The sequence below is a fragment of the Bradyrhizobium sp. HKCCYLRH1030 genome (genome assembly GCF_051168395.1).
GTDB lineage: Bacteria > Pseudomonadota > Alphaproteobacteria > Rhizobiales > Xanthobacteraceae > Bradyrhizobium.
Window position 1 is genome coordinate 271,808 of sequence record NZ_JBNPUY010000006.1, and the last position, 21,554, is coordinate 293,361.

General features: G+C 65.8%; 20 protein-coding genes. 6 read left to right on the plus strand and 14 right to left on the minus strand.

Annotation, left to right across the window (positions count from 1 at the left end; genetic code table 11):
* Positions 1-28: 28 nt before the first annotated feature.
* Genes ACQR1E_RS19670 through rpe form a run of 3 tightly spaced genes read right to left on the minus strand, consistent with a single transcriptional unit; the run spans position 29 to position 2,108 of the window.
* Complete coding sequence (locus ACQR1E_RS19670) at positions 29-859, minus strand: bifunctional allantoicase/(S)-ureidoglycine aminohydrolase (RefSeq protein WP_315750015.1); 831 nt, start codon at positions 857-859, stop codon at positions 29-31.
* 45 nt (positions 860-904) lie between these two features.
* Positions 905-1,390 (minus strand): ureidoglycolate lyase, encoded by a 486-nt coding sequence (locus ACQR1E_RS19675; RefSeq protein ID WP_434897457.1) that lies wholly within the window; start codon positions 1,388-1,390, stop codon positions 905-907.
* Between the two features lie 16 nt (positions 1,391-1,406).
* A complete protein-coding gene (gene rpe / locus ACQR1E_RS19680; RefSeq protein ID WP_315719397.1) occupies positions 1,407-2,108 on the minus strand; it encodes a ribulose-phosphate 3-epimerase in 702 nt (233 codons plus the stop codon).
* A 226-nt stretch (positions 2,109-2,334) separates the two neighbouring features.
* Here rpe and ACQR1E_RS19685 point away from each other — a divergent pair, with 226 nt between their 5' ends.
* Positions 2,335-3,099 (plus strand): EF-hand domain-containing protein, encoded by a 765-nt coding sequence (locus ACQR1E_RS19685; RefSeq protein ID WP_315749355.1) that lies wholly within the window; start codon positions 2,335-2,337, stop codon positions 3,097-3,099.
* A 2-nt stretch (positions 3,100-3,101) separates the two neighbouring features.
* On the opposite strand, the gene ACQR1E_RS19690 is transcribed toward ACQR1E_RS19685, so the two are convergent.
* Positions 3,102-4,100, minus strand: a complete 999-nt coding sequence (locus ACQR1E_RS19690) for a P1 family peptidase (RefSeq protein WP_434897458.1) — start codon at positions 4,098-4,100, stop codon at positions 3,102-3,104.
* A 199-nt stretch (positions 4,101-4,299) separates the two neighbouring features.
* On the minus strand, positions 4,300-7,074 hold the full coding sequence (locus ACQR1E_RS19695; protein ID WP_434897459.1) for a PAS domain S-box protein: 2,775 nt from the start codon (positions 7,072-7,074) through the stop codon (positions 4,300-4,302).
* Between the two features lie 237 nt (positions 7,075-7,311).
* On the opposite strand from ACQR1E_RS19695, the gene ACQR1E_RS19700 reads away from it, so the two are divergent.
* Positions 7,312-7,713 carry a response regulator gene (locus ACQR1E_RS19700; protein WP_315750016.1) on the plus strand — a complete coding sequence of 134 codons (402 nt, stop codon included), beginning with the start codon at positions 7,312-7,314 and terminating at the stop codon, positions 7,711-7,713.
* A 140-nt stretch (positions 7,714-7,853) separates the two neighbouring features.
* Here ACQR1E_RS19700 and ACQR1E_RS19705 read toward each other — a convergent pair whose 3' ends face one another.
* The 8 genes from ACQR1E_RS19705 to ACQR1E_RS19740 all read right to left on the minus strand — a co-directional run bounded on the left by ACQR1E_RS19705 (position 7,854) and on the right by ACQR1E_RS19740 (position 17,542).
* The gene (locus tag ACQR1E_RS19705) at positions 7,854-8,972 is read right to left on the minus strand and encodes a branched-chain amino acid ABC transporter substrate-binding protein (protein ID WP_315737407.1); all 1,119 of its coding nucleotides are present in this window, start codon (positions 8,970-8,972) and stop codon (positions 7,854-7,856) included.
* Between the two features lie 156 nt (positions 8,973-9,128).
* Entirely contained in the window at positions 9,129-9,860 is a 732-nt protein-coding gene (locus tag ACQR1E_RS19710; protein ID WP_315749359.1) for an ABC transporter ATP-binding protein, read from the minus strand.
* Positions 9,857-10,690, minus strand: coding sequence for an ABC transporter ATP-binding protein (locus tag ACQR1E_RS19715; RefSeq protein WP_315714774.1), 834 nt, complete (start codon positions 10,688-10,690; stop codon positions 9,857-9,859). The genes ACQR1E_RS19710 and ACQR1E_RS19715 overlap by 4 nt, the downstream gene beginning before the upstream one ends.
* Positions 10,687-12,015, minus strand: a complete 1,329-nt coding sequence (gene livM / locus ACQR1E_RS19720; RefSeq protein WP_315714773.1) for a high-affinity branched-chain amino acid ABC transporter permease LivM — start codon at positions 12,013-12,015, stop codon at positions 10,687-10,689. The genes ACQR1E_RS19715 and livM overlap by 4 nt, the downstream gene beginning before the upstream one ends.
* 13 nt (positions 12,016-12,028) lie before the next feature.
* Entirely contained in the window at positions 12,029-12,946 is a 918-nt protein-coding gene (locus ACQR1E_RS19725; protein ID WP_315714772.1) for an ABC transporter permease subunit, read from the minus strand.
* Between the two features lie 297 nt (positions 12,947-13,243).
* Positions 13,244-14,323, minus strand: a complete 1,080-nt coding sequence (locus tag ACQR1E_RS19730; RefSeq protein ID WP_434897460.1) for a hypothetical protein — start codon at positions 14,321-14,323, stop codon at positions 13,244-13,246.
* 43 nt (positions 14,324-14,366) lie between these two features.
* A complete protein-coding gene (locus tag ACQR1E_RS19735; protein ID WP_434897461.1) occupies positions 14,367-16,337 on the minus strand; it encodes a glycosyltransferase in 1,971 nt (656 codons plus the stop codon).
* Entirely contained in the window at positions 16,337-17,542 is a 1,206-nt protein-coding gene (locus tag ACQR1E_RS19740; RefSeq protein WP_316191755.1) for an HlyD family secretion protein, read from the minus strand. The genes ACQR1E_RS19735 and ACQR1E_RS19740 overlap by 1 nt, the downstream gene beginning before the upstream one ends.
* Positions 17,543-17,979: 437 nt before the next feature.
* Here ACQR1E_RS19740 and ACQR1E_RS19745 point away from each other — a divergent pair, with 437 nt between their 5' ends.
* Positions 17,980-18,525, plus strand: coding sequence for a hypothetical protein (locus ACQR1E_RS19745; RefSeq protein WP_315714767.1), 546 nt, complete (start codon positions 17,980-17,982; stop codon positions 18,523-18,525).
* Between the two features lie 22 nt (positions 18,526-18,547).
* On the opposite strand, the gene pcaD is transcribed toward ACQR1E_RS19745, so the two are convergent.
* Positions 18,548-19,330, minus strand: a complete 783-nt coding sequence (pcaD, locus tag ACQR1E_RS19750) for a 3-oxoadipate enol-lactonase (protein ID WP_316175539.1) — start codon at positions 19,328-19,330, stop codon at positions 18,548-18,550.
* A gap of 231 nt (positions 19,331-19,561) precedes the next feature.
* On the opposite strand from pcaD, the gene ACQR1E_RS19755 reads away from it, so the two are divergent.
* From ACQR1E_RS19755 to ACQR1E_RS19765, 3 genes are all read left to right on the plus strand, one after another.
* The gene (locus ACQR1E_RS19755) at positions 19,562-20,008 is read left to right on the plus strand and encodes an SRPBCC family protein (protein WP_315714765.1); all 447 of its coding nucleotides are present in this window, start codon (positions 19,562-19,564) and stop codon (positions 20,006-20,008) included.
* A 131-nt stretch (positions 20,009-20,139) separates the two neighbouring features.
* Positions 20,140-20,625, plus strand: coding sequence for a (2Fe-2S)-binding protein (locus ACQR1E_RS19760; RefSeq protein WP_172180444.1), 486 nt, complete (start codon positions 20,140-20,142; stop codon positions 20,623-20,625).
* A gap of 48 nt (positions 20,626-20,673) precedes the next feature.
* Positions 20,674-21,531, plus strand: a complete 858-nt coding sequence (locus ACQR1E_RS19765; protein ID WP_315714764.1) for an FAD binding domain-containing protein — start codon at positions 20,674-20,676, stop codon at positions 21,529-21,531.
* Positions 21,532-21,554: the final 23 nt, after the last annotated feature.

The following is a 21,554-nucleotide window of genomic DNA, read 5'->3' on the forward strand; positions in this document are numbered from 1 at the left end:
GGACTCATTCAGCGGATGCTGCTGGCCTTCACCTGAACGGCCGCAGCTTCATGTGCCGGTTGGCGTCCTTGTAGAGCAGGTAGCGGAAGCGGCCGGGGCCACCGGCGTAGCAGGCCTGCGGGCAGAAGGCGCGCAGCCACATGAAGTCGCCGGCCTCGACCTCGACCCAGTCGCGGTTGAGCTTGTAGACCGCCTTTCCCTCGAGCACATAGAGCCCGTGCTCCATCACATGCGTCTCCAGGAACGGGATCACGGCGCCGGGCTCGAAGGTGACGATGTTGACGTGCATGTCGTGGCGAACGTCGAGCGGATCGACGAAGCGCGTGGTGGCCCAGCGGCCCTGCGTCTCCGGCATCGCGGCAGGGGCGATCGTCGCCTCGTTGGTGACGAAGGCCTCGGGCACGGCGATGCCGGGAACGGCCTCATAGGCCTTGCGGATCCAGTGGAAGGTCGCGGGCGCCTGGCTGTCGTTGCGCATCGTCCACTTGCAGGACGGCGGCAGGAAGGCGTAGCCGCCATGGCCCAGGCGATGCTCTTTGCCGGCGATGGTGAGCATGATCTCGCCTGACACCACGAACAGCACGCCCTCGGCCTCCGGATCCGGCTCGGGCTGGGCGCTGCCGCCGCCGGGCGAGACCTCGACGATGTATTGCGAGAACGTTTCCGAGAAGCCGGAGAGGGGACGCGCGATCACCCAGGTTCGCGTCTTGTCCCAGAACGGCAGCGCCGAGGTGACGATGTCGCGCATCACGCCCTTCGGGATGACGGCATACGCCTCGGTGAACACGGCGCGGCCGGTCAGCAGGTCGGTCTGCGGCGGGTGGCCGCCCTGCGGGACGAAATAGTTCGGCTTGTCCATCATCGTCTCTCCTGCGCGCGGATCGTCGATCTCGCGCGCCCACATTCAAGGGATGCTCAAATACAGCGGCTCATCGAGCCACAGCTCCTCGAGATTGTCCGGGCTCATGCGATCGACCACCATGAAGCGCGAGGCCTCGTCGAACACCAGCAGCGGATGGTGCCAGACGTTGCGGGCGTAGTTCACGCCCTGGCGGCCGCTCGCCGTGAAGGCCCGGTAGCTCGCGGGATTGCGCGGGTCGGCGCAGACCAGCACCAGCCAGGGGCGGTCCTGCAGCGGCATGAACAGCTGGGTGCCGAGCGGATGCCGCTCCATCAGCTTGATCTTGATCGGCAGCGGCCGCGGCCTGGCCTCGAACAGGCTGATGTTCACGGCCGCGCCACCGGAGGTCACGTCGATGGCGGCCAGCCCGTTGCAGCGGTGGGCGAAGCCCTGGTTGATCTCGATCGTCTCGGCGCCGTCGGTCTCGACAACGTCGCCGAAGGCAGCGAACGCTGCCTTCGTCAGCGGCTGCGGCGTGAGCTTATGCATTCCGGGTCCGTGCGGCTCAGATCGCTTCGCCGCGTGCCGACGCGGCGGCATCGCGGATCGCGGCGATGTTGCTGCGATAGGCCTCTGTCGTGCCACCCTTGAACACGGCCGAGCCCGCGACGAAGGCGTTGGCGCCGGCCGCGGCCAGCGCGCCGGCATTGTCGCGGCCCACGCCGCCGTCGACCTCGATGTCGATCGGCCGGCCCGCGGTCATCGCGCGGAGATCCTGCACCTTGCCGATCGCCGAGGCGATGAACGCCTGGCCGCCGAAGCCGGGGTTGACCGACATGATCAGCACGAGGTCGACGAGGTCGAGCACGTATTCGATCACGTTGAGCGGCGTCGACGGGTTGAGCGAAACGCCGGCCTTCTTGCCGAGCGCGCGGATCGCCTGCAGCGAGCGATGCAGATGCGGTCCGGCCTCGGCGTGCACCGTGATGTGGTCGCAGCCGGCCTTGGCGAAGGCCTCGAGATAGGGATCGCACGGCGTGATCATCAAATGCGCGTCGAAGATCTTGGTGGTGTGTGGGCGCAGCGCCTTGATGACATCCGGGCCATAGGAAATGTTCGGGACGAAATGCCCGTCCATGACGTCGAGATGGATCCAGTCGGCCCCGGCGGCATCGACGGCGCGCACCTCTTCGCCGAGCTTGGAGAAATCCGACGCCAGGATCGATGGCGCGATGACGAGCGGACGCGGCGTGAAGGACTGGGTCATGGGCGGCTGTTCCAGGACGATCGGGGATGTCGCCGTATCATGCAGGGCCGGCTGCGGCAACGCGAGCGGGAAAAATCTGCCGGGCACGGCACGATCTGCCGGGTTCAGGCCACCGTAACATCGCGAAATATCTGGACATATCAGCGGTTTGGCGCTGGCATGGGGATTGCGACGGCGGTGGGAAGATGTTCTGCCGCCGCGTGGGCGGCCTTGCGGGAGTTTCGCCATGTGGTTTGCACTGGGGGCCGCCTCGTCGGTCCTGGACAGCCTGCAGTCGCTCGGCTCGACCAAGTCGGGCTCCGGCAAGTCGGGCGGCGGTCCGTTCAGCCTCGACACCAAGGGGGCGAGCGGCTCCGGCAATTTCAGCCCGTGGTCGAGCGCGGGCGGCAGCAGCAGCTCGGGGCAGATCGCGCCGGAGACCATGAGCGCGCTGCTCGCAGCGCAGAGCCAGTCGGGCGCGTCGTCGAGCGCAAGCTCATCGACCAATCCGCTACAGGACCTGTTCTCGCAGATCGACGGCGATGGCGATGGTCAGATCAGCAAATCGGAGTTCGAGAGCGCGCTCGGCGCCGGCGGCACCAACGTCGCCAATGCCGACAAGGTGTTCGGCAAGCTGGATACGAACGGCGACGGCAATGTCAGCCTCGACGAGCTGTCCTCGGCGCTGCAGGGCGCCAAGGGGCGACGTGGCCACCATCATCACCAGGAGGCGGGCGGGAGCGGCGGCTCGGGCACCTCATCCAGCGCGGGCGCAGATGCGCTGATGCAGGCGCTGTCGGGCGCGTCGAGCTCCTCGTCCACCAACAGCGACGGCTCGACCACGACCACCATCACCTATGCCGACGGCTCCAAGGTGACGCTGACGACGCCGGCAGCCACAACCGCGTCCAACGCTGCGACCTCGTCCTACAACATGATCGAGAAGCTGATCCAGCGGCAGTCCAACATGCTGTCGGCCTCGACGTCTTCAACGACCGCGGTCAGCGCGTAAGCTCAACTGCCGAAGCGGCCTTGCCAGGACGGCAGCGCGCCGGCGAACGGCAGCGGGCTCGCGTGATAGACGCCGCGGGCGATCGCGCGCGCCAGGACGTTGGCCGCGACCATGCCGAGCTCACTCAGCTCGACCAGCGGCTCGATCGGCCTGGTGCAGGCCGCGGCCGCGAACACGATGTCGCCGTCGAGCGGCAGATGCACCGGATAGATCGCGCGCGCCATGCCGGTCTGCGCCATCATCGCGAGCCGCTTGGCCTGCGCCTTAGTCAGGATGGCATCGGTCACGACGAGGCTGATCGTCGTGTTCTCGGAGGCCGATGCTGCCGGGCCGCCCTTGATGCGCATCGCCAGCATGTCCGGCGTGAAGGCGGCCGGCAGGCCGCGGCCGCCGAACTCGCCGTCGATCTCGTACGGTGCCGCCCAGAACCAGGGACCGTCGCCGACAGTGACGCTGCCGACCGCATTCACCACAACAATGGCCGCAACCTTGATGCCGCCTGTCGTCGTCGCCGACGCCGAGCCGAGCCCGCCCTGCAGGTTGGCCGTGGTGGCGCCGAGCCCGGCACCGACGCTGCCGAGCGCGAAGGTCGTGCTGGCCGCCGCCGCCGCCGCGTAGCCGAGCTCGCGATACGGCGTGTAGCGGCCCCAGGCCTTGTTGCCGCCGTTCAAGAGGTCGAACACGATCGCGCCGGGGACGATCGGGATCAGCGCGTCGCGCACGGCAAAGCCGCGCCCTTGTTCCGCCAGCCACGCCTGAATGCCGCTCGCGGCCTCGAGCCCGAACGCCGAGCCTCCCGACAGGGCAATGCCGTCGACCCGTTCCACCGTATTCGCAGGATCGAGCAGCGCATCCTCGCGCACCCCGGGTCCGCCGCCACGGATGTCGATCGCGGCGACCGCCGGCTGATCGAACAGGATCGCGGTCACGCCGGAAGCGAGCGCGGCGTCATGGGCATGGCCTACGCGCACGCCGGGGATGTCGGTGAGGAGGTTCTGCACGATCGTCCCTCGCTGCAGATGATGATGCCGGATGGATAGCGCGGCCGGCGCGAGGCCTCAATGCAGGAGGGCACGCGCCTCGGCGCTGGTATGAGCGCCCCGCTTGCGTCCAGCGGGCGCGAAGGGGCAGGCGACATCCGGGTCTCACGTGCCGCGCCGGTGGGCCCGGATGTCGCTTACGCCGATCCGGGCGCGTGCTTCAGCGCTCCAGCGCGATACGGATCATGCGGGCCAGCTCTGGCTTCCGGTAAGGCTTGGGCAGCAGCAGCACGCCGGCGTCGAGGCGGCCGTGGTGCACGATCGCGTTCTCGGTATAGCCCGAGGTGAACAGCGTCCGCAGCGCCGGCCGCCGCACCCGCGCGGCGTCGGCGAGCTGGCGGCCGTTCATGGCGCCGGGCATGATGACGTCGGTGAACAGCAGGTCGATCTCCGGATGGCGCTCGAGCACATCGAGCGCCTCGGCGGCATTGGCTGCAGCCAGGGTGGTGTAGCCGAGGCTGCCGACCTGGGCGATCACGTGCTGGCGTACCAGCGGATCGTCCTCCACGATCAGGATCGTCTCATTGCCGCCGCGCGCCTCTGGCGCCTGCAAGCCCGCGCTGGCCGCCGGAGCGGACGCCGAGCGCGGCAGATACAGCTTGATCGAGGTGCCGTGGCCGACCTCGCTGTAGATCTTGATGTGGCCGCCGGACTGCTTGACGAAACCGAACACCATGCTGAGGCCGAGCCCAGTGCCCTTGCCGGTGCCCTTGGTCGAGAAGAACGGATCGAACACCTTCTCGAGATAGGCCGGCGGAATGCCACAGCCGGTGTCGCTCACGGCGATCATCACGTAGTCACCGACGATGACCTCGCTATGGACGTCGGCATAGTCCCGGTCCAGCGTGACGTTCGCGGTCTCCAGCGTGAGCTTGCCGCCCTGCGGCATCGCATCACGCGCATTGAGCGCGAGATTGATGACCGCGGTGGCGAGCTGGTTCGGATCGGCGAGCGCAGTGCAGGGATCGGCGTCAAGGATACGCTCGATCTCGATCTGCGCGCCGAGCGTCGGCTGCAGCAAGGCTGCGGTCTCGTTCAACAGCGCGTTGACGTCGAGATCCGTCGGCTGCAGCGGCTGCTTGCGGGCGAAGGCCAGCAACTGCCGCGTGAGCTGCGCGCCGCGGTCGGCGGAGTCGTCGATCAGCTTGGCGACGGAGGCGAGCTCCGGCCGGTCGGACACGGCGTCGGCAAGAATGCCGATGCTGCCGGTGATGACGGTGAGGATGTTGTTGAAGTCGTGGGCGACGCCGCCGGTGAGCTGACCGACCGCCTCCATCTTCTGCGCCTGGCGGAACTGCGCCTCGGCCGCGCGCTTCTCGGTGAGGTCGCGGCCGACGAAGAAGTGGCGCTGCACCGGCTCCGACCAGCTCGCCATCCAGTTCAGGACGACGCCGCGGCCTTCCTTGTGCATGAGCTGCGCCTCGAAATTACGGACGTCGCGGCCGAGGCGGCAGGCGCGCATCTGGCTACGGACCGCCTCGAGCTCGGGCGGATAGACGAAGTCGCTGGCATTGCGGCCGACCATCTCCTCCGGCCGATAGCCGAGCACGTCCAGCGCGCTCGGGCTGACCTGCATCAATTGTCCGTAGGAGTTGGCAACCAGGATCAGGTCCTGCGAGGTCTCGAAGATGCGGCGGCGCTCCTCGGTCTCACGGGTCAGGGCGGTTCGGGTGCGCTTGCTCTCGGTGATGTCGTGCGCCACCTTCGAGGCGCCGATGACCACACCATGCGCGTCGAGGATCGGCGACACGCCGAGCGATACTTCGATCTCGCGGCCGTCCTTGTGGCGGCGGATCGTCTCGTGATGCTCGATCTTCTCGCCGCCGCCGATCCGGCTCAGGATGCGATCGACTTCGCTGCGCCGTTCGGCGGGCACGATCAGGCCGACGTCGTTGCCAAGCGCCTCGTCTGCGCCGTATCCGAACAGGTGTTCGGCGGCGCGATTCCAGGACGTGATCTTGCCCTGCAGCGTCAGCGTGATGATGGCGTCGTTGGAGGATTCCACCACAGCGCTGAACAGCCGCTCCCGCGCGATGAAGCGTGCCCGCTCGCTTTCGCTCTGCCGGCGCTGCTGCTGCAGCAGCCGCGTGAGCCTCGTCTGCAGCCTGACATTGTCGGCGAGCAGGACGCCGAGGACGAAGCTCGCTGCCAGCAAACCATAGATGCGGCCCGCATAGTAGCCGAGGTCGAACCGGGCGGCGTTGAGCAGCGAGGAGAGCGAGAGATCGAACAGCCAAGCGCACAGCACCACCATGACCCAGAGGTCGAGAATGCTGTGCGGCCTGCGCAACGCCAGGACGAGCAGGGCAGCCGATGTTACGCACCAGATGGCGCCGACCACGATCTTCAAAGCCGGAGTGGCAGCGTCATCGCGGACGAGCGCAGGCAGTGCCGTATCATGGGCGATCACCGCCCAGGTGAGTGCCGCAAGTGCAATCGCCACGCCGAGCACGGCGACCGAGAGAGACAGCGCAACCGACCCAACGGGCGCCGGACGGAGACGGTCGTGCAGCGCATAGACCAGAACGAACAAGGGGAACGCGCCGTGCCAGATCATGTAGACCCAGGCTGCGGTCTGCGGCCCTGCATCGAGCAGGCCGGTCTGAGAATACAGGCCTGGGAACACCAGCGTGTGCAGCAGCGAGGCCGGCGCGGTAAACAGGTAACCGCAGGCCAACCACAGCAACGGTCGCGAGCGAAGCAGCACGAACTGGGAGAACAGCAGGAACGCGGTGATGAGATCGTTCAGCGCCAGCGCCGACTGGTAGCTCGCGACGAACGCAGGCACCGGCGGCAACTGCACCTTGGCAAAGGGAGCGGCGGCGGCAAACAGCAAGGTCGAGATCGCAACCGCGGCGAGTGCTGCGATTTGGTCTCGGCGCGTCGCGGTGGACGTCGACAGGAGGACTTCGCGATGATCCTTGATGCTTTGCATCTCCAAGGGTCCTGCGCAACAGAGCCGACGTGCAAGAGGGGAGGCTTTACAGCTGGTGCGCGAAGAAAATCACTGTTCTAATGAAGGTTGTATGGTACCAGATCGGATCGTTCTGTAGAATGAGTCGATAGTTGGAGTAACCGCACCTTTACCGCAAATGGGATAAATATACTCATAGTTGTGTCCGATTTCTTTCTACGTTGTAGGCTGTCCAACGGAAAAATTCTGGAGAAGTTGATGCCACGGATTCTGGTGGTCGACGATCAGAAGGATGTGCGCGCCATGATCTGTATGGTGCTGCGCGTCAATCAGTTCGACGTGGTCGAAGCGGGAACCGCTGCGTCCGGACTGCAGTTGTTCCGCGACCAGGCATTCGATGCCGTCATCGTCGACATCTATCTCGATGATTCCAACGGGCTCGATCTGGTCAGCAGTATGCGCGCGCTGGTTCCCGACGTTCCGGTGGTCGCCGTCTCCGGCATGACTGCCTTCGATGGCGCGTCGATGTCGGACGAGCTGACCCGTGTCGTTTACCTGCAGAAACCGTTCCGCCCGGCCGAGCTGATGCGTGCCGTTGAAACGGCCCGTGCAGCAGTGGCGGCGAAGGGGGCCCCATCGCTTTCGGCCTGTGCCGGCTGAGCCGGTCTGTTCCTCTGTACGACGTGGTTCCCCACGGTCGGCGGGCCTCAACGACGAACCAAGCGCTCAGCAGAACGCCCCGGTCCAGGACCGGGGCGTTTGCATTTTGCTGATGATGATCGAGACGGTCAGGAGTTCTATCAGGAGCCCTTGCCGCCGAGCTCGGCGTAGCCGCCCTTGGCGTCCCACTTGTAGACGACGTAGTCGATCTGCTTGATGTCGCCCTTGGCGTCGAAGCCGAGCTTGCCCAGCACCGTGTCCCACTCGCCGGCCTTGATGGTGTCCATCACCTTCTTGGCGTCGGTGGTGTTGGCCTTCTTGACGGCCTGCGACCAGACCTGGATCGCGGCGTAGGTGTAGAGCGTATAGCCCTCGGGATCGATGTTCTTGGCCTTGAACTTGTCCACGATCGCCTTCGCGGTCGGCTTGTTGCGCGGCTCGGGGCCGAAGGTGAACAGCGTGCCTTCCGCGGCCGGACCGGTGATCGAAGCGAACTCCTTGTCGTTCATCGCGTCGCCCGCCATCAGGATGGTCTTGAGACCCTGGTCGCGCATCTGGCGCAGGATGAGGCCGGCTTCCTGATGATAGCCGCCGACATAGACGAGATCGATGTTGTCACGCTTCAAGCGGGAGACGATGGCGTTGAAGTCCTTATCGCCCTTGTTGTAGGACTCGAACATCTTCTCGGTGACGCCGGCCTTGTTCAGCGCCTTCTTGGTCTCGTCGGCGAGACCCTTGCCGTAGGTGGTCTTGTCGTTGAGGATCGCGATGTTCTTGCCCTTGAAGTTCTTCGCGATGTAGTTGGCGGCGACGAGACCCTGCTGGTCGTCACGGCCGCAGACGCGCGCCACGTTCCACAGCTTGCGCTCGGTGAACAGCGGGTTGGTCGAGGCCGGCGTGATCTGCAGCACGTTGCTGTCGGCATAGGCCTCGGAGGCCGGGATCGACGACGACGAGCAGAAATGGCCGGCGACGAACGGAATGCCGGAGCCGGCGAGCTTTTCGGCAACCGAACGCGCCTGCTTCGGATCGCAGGCATCGTCACCCACCTGCAGTGCGAGCTTCTTGCCGAGCACGCCACCGGCGGCATTGAGGTCGGCGACCGCCATCTCGGCGCCGTTCTGCATCTGGCGGCCGAAGGCCGATTCACTGCCGGTCATCGGGCCGGCCACGGCGATGTTGATGTCTTCGGCGAAGGCAGCAGTCGAGAGCGCCAGCGATGCGCCCAGAGCCAAGCCGATGAGTTTGAGTGGTTTCATGAGAAATCCTCGCGGGGGTAGGTCGACACGGAACGGCCCGAACGGCGGGCCGCAGACCGCGCGCATTGTGGCTGATTTTCCGGCGAAGTCACCGGCAATTTTTGACCACACCTACGAAGGACTAAGGCCATTCTGGCCGGGTTTTGAGGGCCCGCCTCAGTGGCGGCCGCCCTCCAGATAGGCAGCGCGGATCTCCGGTCGCTGCAGCAGCTCGGTGCCGGTGCCCGACAGCGTAATCAGGCCGTTGACCAGCACGTAGCCGCGATGGGCGAGCTTCAGCGCGTGATTGGCGTTCTGCTCGACGATCAGCACGGTCAGACCGTCCTGGCGGTTGAGTGTCCGAATGGCGTCGAAAATCTGGCGGGCGATCAGCGGCGCCAAGCCGAGCGAGGGCTCATCCAGAAGCAGCAGGCGCGGCCGGCTCATCAGCGCGCGTCCGATCGCCAGCATCTGCTGCTCGCCACCGGATAGCGTGCCGCCGCGCTGGTCGACGCGCTCCTTCAGGCGCGGGAACAGGGCGAAGACGCGCTCCAGCGTGCTGGCCCGCTCCGCGTCGGTCGTCTCGCCGGCGTCGGCGCCCATCTGCAGGTTTTCCGCCACGCTCATGCGCGGAAAGATGCGGCGTCCCTCCGGCGACTGCGCGATGCGCAGCCGCGCGATCTGATGCGTCGGCACCTGTGTGATGTCGTTGCCGTCGTAGACGATGTTGCCGGAGCTTGCGCGCGGGCGGCCGAAGATCGACATCATCAGCGTCGACTTGCCGGCGCCGTTGGCGCCGATCAGCGCGACGATCTCGCCCGGCTTGATGTCGAGATCGACGCCCTTCAGCGCTTCGATCTTGCCGTAGGACGCGCGCAGATTGCGGATCGCGAGCAGGGACGCACTCACGCCTCGGCCTCCATCACGGCTGCGGCCTCTTCCTCGTCGGTGCCGAGATAGGCGGCGATGACCTTCGGATCGTCGCGGATCTCGCGCGGCGTGCCCTCGGCGATCTTGACGCCGTAGTCCATCACGACGACGCGGTCGGAGATTTCCATCACGACGCTCATGTCGTGCTCGATCAGCAGGATCGACGTGGCGTGATCGGCCCGGATCGACAGCAGCAACTCGCTGAGGGCCGCACTCTCGCGCGCGTTGAGGCCGGCGGCCGGTTCGTCGAGGCAGAGCAGGGCCGGCGAGGTGCACATCGCGCGCGCGATCTCCAGCCGACGCTGGTCGCCATAGGCGAGATTGCCGGCCGCGTCGTCGGCGCGGTCGATCAGCCCGACGCGCTTCAGCCAGAACACGGCCGCATCGATCGCGTTCCGCTCGGCCGCGCGCCACGAGGGCACGCCGAGCAGCCCGAGCACCGTCATGCCGGACGCGCGCATCAGCGCGTTGTGCTGCGCGACCATCAGGTTCTCGAGCGCCGTCATGCCCGGAAACAGCCGGATGTTCTGGAACGTCCGCGCCACCTTGGCCTGCTTGGAGATGTTGAAGTCCTTCAGCTTCTGCATCTCGAACTGCGCGCCGTCATCATGGGTCAGGCGGATGACGCCGGAGGTCGGCTTGTAGAAGCCGGTGATGCAGTTGAACACGGTGGTCTTGCCGGCGCCGTTGGGGCCGATCAGGGCCGTGATCTGCGTGCGTTGCGCGGTGAACGACAGCGCATTGACGGCGACGATGCCGCCGAAGCGCATGGTGAGGTTTTCGAGTGCGAGAATGGGAGCGGAGCTCATCCGTGGCCTTCCTTGACGAGGTCCGAAGAGATGCTCTTGGATTTTTCCAGGAATACGGTCGGCGCGCGATGGCCGACAATGCCGCGCGGCCGCCAGATCATCACCAGCACCATGGCGAGACCGAACACCAGCATGCGGTAGCCCTCGAGGCTTCTGAACAGCTCGAAGCCGCCGATCATGGCGAGCGCCGCCAGCGCGACGCCGAGCTGCGACCCCATGCCGCCGAGCACGACGATGGCGAGCACCAGCGCCGATTCCTGGAAGGTGAAGGATTCCGGGCTGATGAAGCCCTGGCGCGTGGCGAAGAAGGCGCCGGCGAAACCGCCGAACATCGCGCCGGTCGCAAATGCGGTCAGCTTGGTGGTGGTGATGTTGATGCCGAGCGCGCGGCAGGCGACCTCGTCCTCGCGCAGCGCTTCCCAGGCCCGGCCGATCGGCAGCCGGCGCAGCCGGATGGTGACCCAGTTGGTCAAGAGTGCCAGCGCCAGGATCAGATAGAACAGAAAAACGATGCGATGCGTCGGCGAGAACGGGATGCCGAGCATCGATGCAAGGCCGCCTTCGCCCGGTGCGAGCGGAATGCCGAACAACGTCGGTCGCGGAATCCCGGAGACGCCGTTGGGACCGCCGGTCACGTCCTGCCAGTTGATGAGGACGAGGCGGATGATCTCGCCAAAGGCCAGGGTGACGATGGCGAGGTAGTCACCGCGCAGCCGCAGCACCGGAAAGCCGAGCAGCACGCCCCAGAAGGCGGCGAGAATGCCGGCGAGCGGCAGGCAGACCCAGAACGACAGGCCGAAGGTGGTCGAGAGCAGGCCGTAGGAATAGGCGCCGACGGCGTAGAACGCGACGTAGCCGAGGTCGAGCAGGCCGGCGAGACCGACCACGACGTTGAGGCCCCAACCCAGCATGACGTAGGTGAGGACCAAAATGCCGAGGTCGAGAATGTAACGCTGATTGTAGAAGATCACCGGCACCAGCAAGGTGAAGATCAGCAGCGCCGGCGCGAGATAGCGACCGGCTACGGACATGCCGCTCCGCACGGACGGCGGCACGAAGCTGCCGAGGCCGCCGCGCGGTCCGAGCCACAGCCGCAGCAGTTCGACCGCGATCGAGCCGACGAACACCGCCACAACCAGGCTGGCGAGGTCGCCGAAGCGGGTCCAGTATACGAGCTGGCCGCTCTGACCCGCTTCGGTGCGGATGCCGACCATCAGGGAGAACAGACCGAGAGCGACCAGTGCGCTGAGAAAGGCCTTCTTGAGGATGAAGGCGGCTCCGACCGGTTCGGAGCCTTTCGACGAGGCGGGAAGGGACGCGCTCACGCGGACTCCATCTTCAGACTTTTTCGACTTCGGGCCGGCCGAGCAGGCCGGTTGGCAGGAAGATCAGCACCACGATCAGGATCGAGAATGCCGCGACGTCCTTGTACTCCACCGAAAAATAGGCCGACCAGAACGTCTCGATCAGTCCGATCGCGAGGCCTCCGAGCATCGCGCCCGGCAGCGAGCCAATGCCGCCGAGCACCGCCGCCGTGAACGCCTTGATGCCGGCGACGAAGCCCATGAAGAAATCGACCAGGCCGTAATACAGCAGGTACATCATGCCGGCGACGGCCGCGAGCGCCGCGCCGATCACGAAGGTCATCGAGATGGTGCGGTCGACGTCGACGCCGAGCAGTGCCGCCATGGTCTGATCCTGCTCGCAGGCGCGCATGTCGCGGCCGAGCCGCGTGCGGGATACCAGCCAGGTGAACAGCGCGAGCAGAACGATGGTGGTGATGACCACCACGATCTGGATGTTGGAGAGCTGGACGACGAAGCCGCCCGCGCCCTCGTGCAGCGTGTAGCCGCCGGTGATGATCGGCGGCACCGGCTTGACGCGCGCGCCCTGCGACACCTGCGAATAGTTGGTGAGCACGAACGACATGCCGATGGCGGACAGCATCGGCGCCAGGCGGAACGAGTGCCGCAGCGGGCGATAGGCGATGCGTTCGATGGTCCAGCCATAGAGCGCCGTGATGGCCATCGACACCAGCAGCACGATCAGCAGGATCACCGGAACCGCAGTCAGGCCCAGCGACACCAGGACCAGGAAGCAGATCAGCGCGATGAAGCCGCCGATCATGAAGATGTCGCCATGGGCGAAATTGATCATGCCGACGATGCCGTAGACCATGGTGTAGCCGATGGCGATCAGGCCGTAGATCGAGCCAAGGACGAGGCCGTTGATGAGCTGTTGCGCGAAATAATCCATGAACTGCCGTGAGTGAGACTGCCGATACCGGTTCGCAACGCGGCGGGGGCCTTGTAGAGCGGGTGCCGGTATGCCTGGAGACGCACCCGCGCCCAAGGCGACGCGTGCGGTAGTACTAACAGTTCGGAACCGGGTGCCGCAACAGCGTGCAGTGCCACAATTGCGGGCTTATCCCGCCTCCTTTGATGGCGCGGTTCCCCTGCCTTCCTCGGGGCCGGCCGTCGCCATCAAATGACCGCTTGGGAACCCAGCACGTAGCGCCGAAAAGGAGGGTTCTCGCACCGGTTGCTGGCGCCGCTATATGCCGCTACCGCTGTCTTCCGTCGAACCAGGCACTTTTGCCATCAGCTTCGACTGGAGCCTGACCAAGGCGTCGCGCAGCCGCGTCGCCTCATCGTACCGGGTTTCCCGAGCCACCATGCCAGAAAACGGATCTTTCACCATGGTCTCGGCGGCCTGGGCAAGACGGCGCATCGGCGTCACCACCCATTTCGCGGCGAAATTGAGCAGCACCAGGATCGAGAACACGCCACCGGCAACGTTGAACCAAAACGAGCGCACAAGCTGGCGGGTCGGCACCATCGCGGCAACGGCGTCCTGCCGGATCAGAAGGGACCAGCCGAAGCTCGGCAGATCGGCGTACTTCACGGTGGGGAACGTGAGGGTGAAATAATCCTTGCCGTCGGGCCATCGCTCGATGAGCGCGACCGAGGCCCCGCGGCTTGCGGCCTGCGCCGAGCCGATCGTCAGTTGCTTGCCGACGAGATCCGGCGGGCCGAACAGCACGATGCTCTCGCGCGACAGCAACACCAGATCGATGTCGCGCGACGCCAGCGCCGCGACGGATTCGATCACCCATTTCCAATCGATCTGGGCCCCGATGACGCCGGCGGGGGCGCCGTCGTGCACGAGCGGAGCCGACATGGCGATCAAGCGGTCCGGTCCCGAAGCGGCCTGCAACATCCGGCCCAGGGCCTCTGATTCGCGATCATCGACCGCCGTCGGCACCCCGAGTCCATGCCGGAACCAGCGCAGGTCGGCGACGTTTTGTCCCTCCAGCATCCGGTCCTTGCTCGCGATGACCTTGCCGCCGGAGTCGGCGATGCCGAGCCAGGCATAGCGCGGCTGGAACTGGCTCACGAACTGGATCTGCCGGCGCGCCTCGGCGACGTCGGCGGGGTCGATGATCGCGGCGAGCCGCGACACGTCGCTCCACGTGCCGTACAACTGTCGCGCCAGCAGGTTTGCGGTGAGCTCGCCGCGCGTCCTCAGTTGCTCGATCGCGAGCTCCTCGCCGCGCCGCTGCAGCGACGCCGAATAGAGGATGGCAACGGCCAGCGCCGTCACGACGATCAGTGTCGTGCCGCCGAGGAACACCGCTGTCTGTAAGCTCCACCGTCGCCTCGTCATTGTCTTCTCCTCAATCGGCCACGGCTCGCGCGAGTTCTTTCAGCATGCGGCCGAGATCGCCGCTGTCGGCGCCGGGCACTCCGCTCGCGGTGTGCAGCCGCTCGATGATCTGGGCGCGCTGCTGCGGCGTCACCGTAAATATGAGCCGGTAGCCGTCGTTCGTCGGAGCCGCGACCTTGGTCTGGATATCGCCGATCAGGGGCAGGGTGAGCGTGCCGATGGCGCCGGTCGCAAGGCCGACCGGACCGCTGACGCGTGCGCCGCCGGGGCCGAGATTGACGATCCAGCCGCGTTGCGGCTCGCCGTCGACCGTCAGGGTTATCGGCTCGACGATCTGGCGTTGCGGCCGGTTGTAGCGTGGACGGTCGATGCACACGGCGATCGCCACCGACAGCACCAGAATGTTGTAGATCGTCCAGAACATCACGACGATGACGCCGTCTCCCGCGGTCCCCGTGGTATTGAAGACGAAATCGGACGTCAGCGACACGATCATGCCACCGATCGTCAGCGCCATCAGGATCAGGAAGGGCCGCATCAGCGGCCATTGGACGATGATCTTGGCGCGATCGCCGCCCTTGGCTGTCACCGAGAATTTGTGCGGACCGGGGGAGAGCAGGCCGAGAGCGGCGGCGCGGAGCACGGGCCAGGCGGCGACGATCTGCGAGACATCGTTGACGATCGGAATGAACAGTCCCTTGGACAGCCAGTTCAGCGTGTACATGATCGAGAGATAATAGGGGCCGTAATACCGGATGATGTCGGCGATCGAGGCGTTCACCACCGTCACCCCGCCCCACCAGTAGAGCAGTGGACAGATCAGCGCGGCGAGGCGGAACGGATAGGTCGACGTCCAATAGAGCAGCGAGTCGAGCACGCTGAGCCGGTGGAAGAAATCGAGACCATGGGAGCCGAATGGATTGTAGACGTTGCGCACGATCTGCATGAGGCCGAGGCACCAGCGACCGCGCTGCGTGACGTATTCCGCAAGGCCTTCCGGCGCCAATCCCTCCGACAACGCCTCGTTCAGGTACACGGTCTGGTAGCCGTGCGCGGACAGGCGCAGTGTGAGCAGGAAATCCTCGGTGACGCTCTCGGTGGGCACGCCGCCGATCATCTCCACGGCGGAGACGCGGAATATCGAGGAGGTGCCGCAGCACATTGCGATGCCCCAGGCGTCGCGCGCCGGCTCGACGTTGTCGAAGAAGTGGCGCTGCTCGTCGGGATAGGCCGCGCCGATGCCGAGATTGTGCTGGATCGGGTCCGGGTTGAAGAAGTGCTGGGGCGTCTGTACGAGGCCGACAGCCGGATCGTGGAACAACGCGAGCGTCCGCTCGACGAAGTCAAGATGAGGTACGAAGTCGGCGTCGAGAACGGCGACGAAATCCGGCCGGTCCGCATCAGCCGCGCGCAGCCGCAAGGCATTGTTGATGTTGCCGGCCTTGGCGTGCGACTTGTCGGTACGGGCGACATAGCCGATGCCGTGCTCGGTGCAGTAATCCCGGAGCCAGGCCCGGCTGCCGTCGTCGAGGACGAAGACGCGCAATGCCGCATAGGTGATCGCCTTGGCGCCGACGATGGTTCGCTCCAGGACCTCGAGCTGCTCGTTGTAGGTGGTGATGAAGATGTCGACCCGAGGCGGCGGCCTCGGAAGCCACCAGCCGGCATGGCGATCAGCCTCCGTCGTCCGCTCCTTGGTCCTGGTCAGGATCAGGAAGGCGAAGGACGACGAAACAACGGTGAGCGCTTCGAGAATGGCGAAGCCCCAGCTGAGGATCCCATCCGGCGTGAGGCCGGGCGGAGCAAGGGTCTCGGTGAAGCGCCAGACGACATAGCGCCAGGCCAGCAGGATCGAGCCGCTGAGGAGCAGGGTCCGCCAGTACCATATCTTCGGGTCCAGGAGGGGCAACGCCAGGACGCGCAGCCCTACGATGATCGCAACGACTGCGAACGCGGACAGGAATGGTGACAACGTCGGCATCAGTAGCCGTACCGGGCGATGAAGCCGCGCAATGCCGCGATCGGTCCGCTGGTGAAGATCACCCGGCCGGTGCGCCCGATGGCGCAGGACAGATCCGGCTGCTTGGCGAGATCTGGCACCGCAACGGTGACGTCGAAGCGCTGCAAGTGCTGCGGCGTCGGGCCGACGGCGAGATTGGCGTAGAGTTGCGAGGCGCCCGAGCCGCCGAGACGTGTCACCGTCCCATCGAATATCCGGTCGTCTCCGAACAGACGGAACTGCACCGGGGCGCCGATCGACAGGCGGGCGTAGAGACTTTCGGGAACGCTCGCGGTCACCACGAGACTGTTGCAGTCCACCAGCTTGACGAGATCCTGACCGCGACGGGCATATTCGCCATCGTCGACGAGGAAATCCCAGGCCATGCCCAGGACGCGGGCCCTCAGCGTCGCCGAGGTCAGCCGGTTGATCCGGACGCGTTCGGCGTTGATCTGCTGCTCGTATTGGACCAGGCGGGATTGGATCTGCTGCTCGTCCACGGCAAGTTCGGCGAGGCGCAGGTCGAGCTCGTGAATGCGCTGCATCGAGAACGGCACGTCGTTGTAGGAGTCGCCGATGAAGACCCCCGATTGCGCGGAGCCGAGCTCGGTCTCGACATAGTTGGTGCGCTGTTTCGCGCTTTCCAAATCCTGCTTGGCGATATCGAGCGAGGCGCTGGCCTGGTCGAGGCCGGCGACCGTCTGGACCCCGCGTTCCTTCAGCTCGTTGGCTCGCGTGAAGGTGAGATCCGCGAGCTTCAGCCGGGCGGCCGCGGCATCCTCCGCCGCCTTGGCCTCGGCGATGCGCGCCGCGATCTGGCGGACGCGGCCGGTCTTGTAGTTGGCCGACTGGGCCGCGAAGGCGGCCCGCGCCTGCTCGAGCGCCGAACGCTGCGCCGGAACCCGCTTGAGCGCGATCTTCTGCTCGTCACGGTCGCGCTCGAGATTGAGCAGGCGCGTGGTGTCGAACCGGTCGTCGACGATCTCGGCCATGAGTTCCCCGGCATTGACCCTGGCGCCGATATTGCTCACCCCCAGCGTCACGCGGCCTTCGATCGGCGCGCGCACGACGTAAAGCCGGGCATTGACGGTCGCGTCTCCCGAAGTTCCGGCGAAATGCTCGCCGACCAGGATGTAGAGGCCGCCGGCCAGCAGGAGGATGCCGATGAAGATCCGAGCTACTCTCATGCGGTACTCCCGCTCGGCAGCTGCCTGCCGCATCACGATCCCGCTGTGCGAAACGCAGCGGCGTTCGCCTCTAAGGTAGTATATCTGTTTCAGACTACTTTGACGCTAGTCAAGAACACCGATGGCGTGGCGCACAGAGTTGCGAGGCGCATGGACGTGAATCAGCGGCCGCCGACGGACGCAATGTCGGATGCGATGCAGATGTTCGAGGAGGCGTCGATGAGGCCCGGAAAGGCCGCTATCACGCGGGAATTCGGGGCCTGATCGGCGAGGTCATCAGCACGGTCTCTGCGGCGATTGGACGGTGGGCTCTCGCGCCCGTCGCCCCCCTGTTAAGGTAAACGAATGGTTTAAATTGCCGGGCGCGTTTGCCGGGCGTTAGCTCGTCTGGAAATCGGCCGGACGGGCGGTTTGTGGGATGCAAAGGTGGGCGTGACATGATCAAGGATTGCGTGATCAGGAATTGGCGGCTCAGCTGCGTCAACGGTGTGCTGCTGGCGCTCTATTTCGTGCCCGCCTGGACCATCATCGCGTTTCAGATCATGGTGTCGCCGATCCAGGGGTTGTTCGCGCGGCCGAATATCGCGGTGGCCTTGTTCATCAGCGACCACCTGCAGCTGTCGGGCATCGAGACGGTTCGCGCCGCCTGGCTGCTTGCGCTGGCGCGACTGACGGTCGCAGGCTTCTTCGCGATGTTCCTGGTGCTGATCCTGGTTCCGCGGGTGCGAAAGGTGGCCGGCTATGTCGAGGCACTGTCGATCGGGCTCGGCTTCGGCAGCATGCTCGCCTTCTTCAGCATGATCATGGCTGCCAAAGTCGGGGAGCCCCAGGCGTTGCGTCTGCATGCCACGGAACTCCTGATGCTGCTCGGCACGGCCATCGTCATGCTGGTGGAGAAGCCGACGACGCAAGCCTCGCCGTCTTCCGCATCCGCTTCGCCGAAGATGGAGCCCACGGCGACGCCGTCGCCGCAGCAGGCATGACGCCCCGATCCATCGCGGTGCATCAGTGCTGGGTCAGAAAGCCCAGCACCGCATCGTTGAACTGGCCCGCCGCTTCGACATTCGAGATGTGCGCGGCATCGACGATGGTCATGCTGGCGCCGGGGATGCGGCTGCGGATTGCTTCCGCCATCGCGATCGGCGTCGATTTGTCGTAGCGGCCGGCCACGACGAGGGTCGCGCTCTTGATGGCCGGCAGATCCTCACGCAGGTCCAGGGCACGCAGCGCCGCGCAGCAGGCAAGATAGCCGCCGACAGGGGTGGCCACGAGCATTGCCTTCATCCGGTCGGCGACATCAGGATTGTGATCACGAAACTCCTGCGTCAGCCAGCCAGCGATGACCGTGTCGGCGATTCCAGCGAGTCCGCTGTCCTCGACCGCCTTGATGCGGGCGTCCCAGATTGCCGGATCGGGGTAGTAGCAGGTGGTGTTGGCGAGCACGAGCTTGCCGATGCGTTCAGGAGCATGGGCGGCGAGCCACTGCCCGACCATGCCGCCCATCGACACGCCGCACCAGTGCACCTTCTCGATGTTGAGGTCATCGAGAATCGCCAGCGCATCGCGGCCAAATCGCTCGATCGAGTAGGGCCCGGGCGGCACTTGCGATTTGCCATGACCGCGCCGGTCATAGCGGATCACGCGGAACACCTGCGTGAAGGCGCGCATCTGCGGCTCCCACATCTGCAGGGTCGAGCCGAGCGAGTTCGAGAGCATCAGGGTCGGCCCGCCGTCGCGGCCCTCGACGGTGACATTCAACAGACAGCCGTCGGCATCGATCATCGGCATGGGCGGAATCCTTGTCGCAGGCGGCCGCGCCGCCGGAGGAATCGTGCAGATTTGATGGCGAACTAACCACCGCCGCCGCCGTCTGCCAATCAAAACCCGACGGCGGCGAGGTCCGGAATGCTGCGGTGCCCGGCTTTTCTGCAACGCTTCCGGGCGCTGCTCGCCCTTCCTTTTGGGCGTTCGGTGCTTTACTTGAATGCCTCTAACCGCGCCAATCGGGGGGAGATGCACATGGCTATGACGATGACGGGCGAAGTCCAGCTGGCCGCTCCGCGAGAGCAGGTCTGGGACAAGCTGAATGATCCGGAGGTGCTCAAGGCCTGCATTCCCGGCTGCGAGGAGCTGGAGAGGACCGAGGATGGCGGCCTCCGCGCCGTTGCCAAGATGAAGGTCGGACCGGTCTCTGCGCGCTTCAAAGGCAAGGTGACCTTGAGCGATCTCGATCCGCCGAACGGCTACAAGATCTCCGGCGAAGGCGAGGGCGGTGTCGCCGGATTCGCCAAGGGTGGCGCGGTCGTCGCGCTGGCGGACAAGGACGGCGGCACGCTGCTGACCTACAATGTCGAAGCGCAGATCGGCGGCAAGCTGGCGCAGCTCGGCCAGCGGCTGATCAACGGCACCGCAAAGAAGCTCGCCGACGAATTCTTCGCCAACTTCGCCAAAGCCGTTCAAGGCTGACCGCAACCGACCCATGCGCGGCCGGGGGCGAGGTTGCCCGCCGCCGGGAGCGCCCATATGATGGTTTTCGACTGATTTTGCTGGGCTGCGCTGCAGTGCAACGCTGTCGCGCGGATAATAGAGAGTCCTGAATGGCCAAGATTTCCATGATTGTGAACGGTAATCCCGTCACGGCGAACGTCGACCCGCGGACGCTGCTGGTGCAGTTCCTGCGCGAGAATCTGCGCCTCACCGGCACCCATGTCGGCTGCGACACGTCGCAATGCGGCGCCTGCGTCGTCCATCTCGACGGCAAGGCAGTGAAGTCCTGCACGACCTTGGCCGTGATGGCCGATGGTCATGAGGTCAGGACGATCGAGGGACTCGCTGCCGACGGCGCGCCGCTGCATCCGATGCAGGAGGCGTTTCGCGAGCATCATGGCCTGCAATGCGGTTTCTGCACGCCGGGCATGATCATGACCGCGGTCGACCTCGTCCACCGTAAGGGACATGAGCTCAGCGACGAGACCATTCGCGAGGAGCTCGAGGGCAATCTCTGCCGCTGCACGGGCTATCAGAACATCGTGCAATCGATCGCCGCCGGCGCCAAGGCGATGGCCAAATCGGACCTCGCCTAAACGTCTGACCTTGCCTTAGTCGGCCCGCTGCGCACAGGACATTCCCCCATGTACGAATTCAAATATCACCGGCCGGCGACCGTGCGCCAGGCCGCCAATCTCCTCACCAAGAACGAAGACGCCAAGCTGGTCGCCGGCGGCCACACGCTGGTGCCGGTCATGAAGCAGCGGCTCGCGAGCCCGCCGCATCTGGTCGATCTCTCCCATGTCGAGGGGCTCGATACGATCGAGGTGAAGGGCCGAAACCTCGTGATCGGCGCGATGGCGCGTCACGCCGACGTCGCCAACTCCGCAACCGTCGGCGAGGCGATTCCGGCGCTGGCCCATCTGGCCAGCCTGATCGGCGATCCCGCGGTGCGCCATCGCGGCACCATTGGCGGCTCGATCGCCAACAACGATCCGACCGCGGACTATCCGGCCGCATGCCTCGCGCTCGGCGCCACCATCGTCACCAACAAGCGCAAGCTGAAGGCCGAGGAGTTCTTCCTCGGGCTGTTCACGACCGCGCTGGAGCCGGACGAGATCATCACCAAGGTGAGCTTCCCGCTGGCCAAGAAGGCGGCCTACGTCAAGTTCCGCAACCAGGCCTCGCGCTACGCGCTGGTCGGCGTGTTCGTCGCCCGCCGTCCGTCCGACGTGCGCGTTGCGGTGACCGGGGCCGGCGGCAATGGCGTGTTCCGCGTCACCGCCTTCGAGGAGGCGCTGCAGAAGCGCTTCTCGCCGAAGGTGCTGGAGGGCATTCCGGTCTCGGCCGAAGGCCTCAACAGCGACATCCACGGCAGCGCCGAATATCGTGCCCATCTGATCGGCGTGCTGGCGCGCCGTGCGGTCGATGCGGCCAATGCCGGCGCCAAGGCCTCAACCGCGTCGGAGGGAGCCGCCGAACCCGAGGCTCCGGCTTCGTGACGGACGCGTGAAGAAGGAAGCGG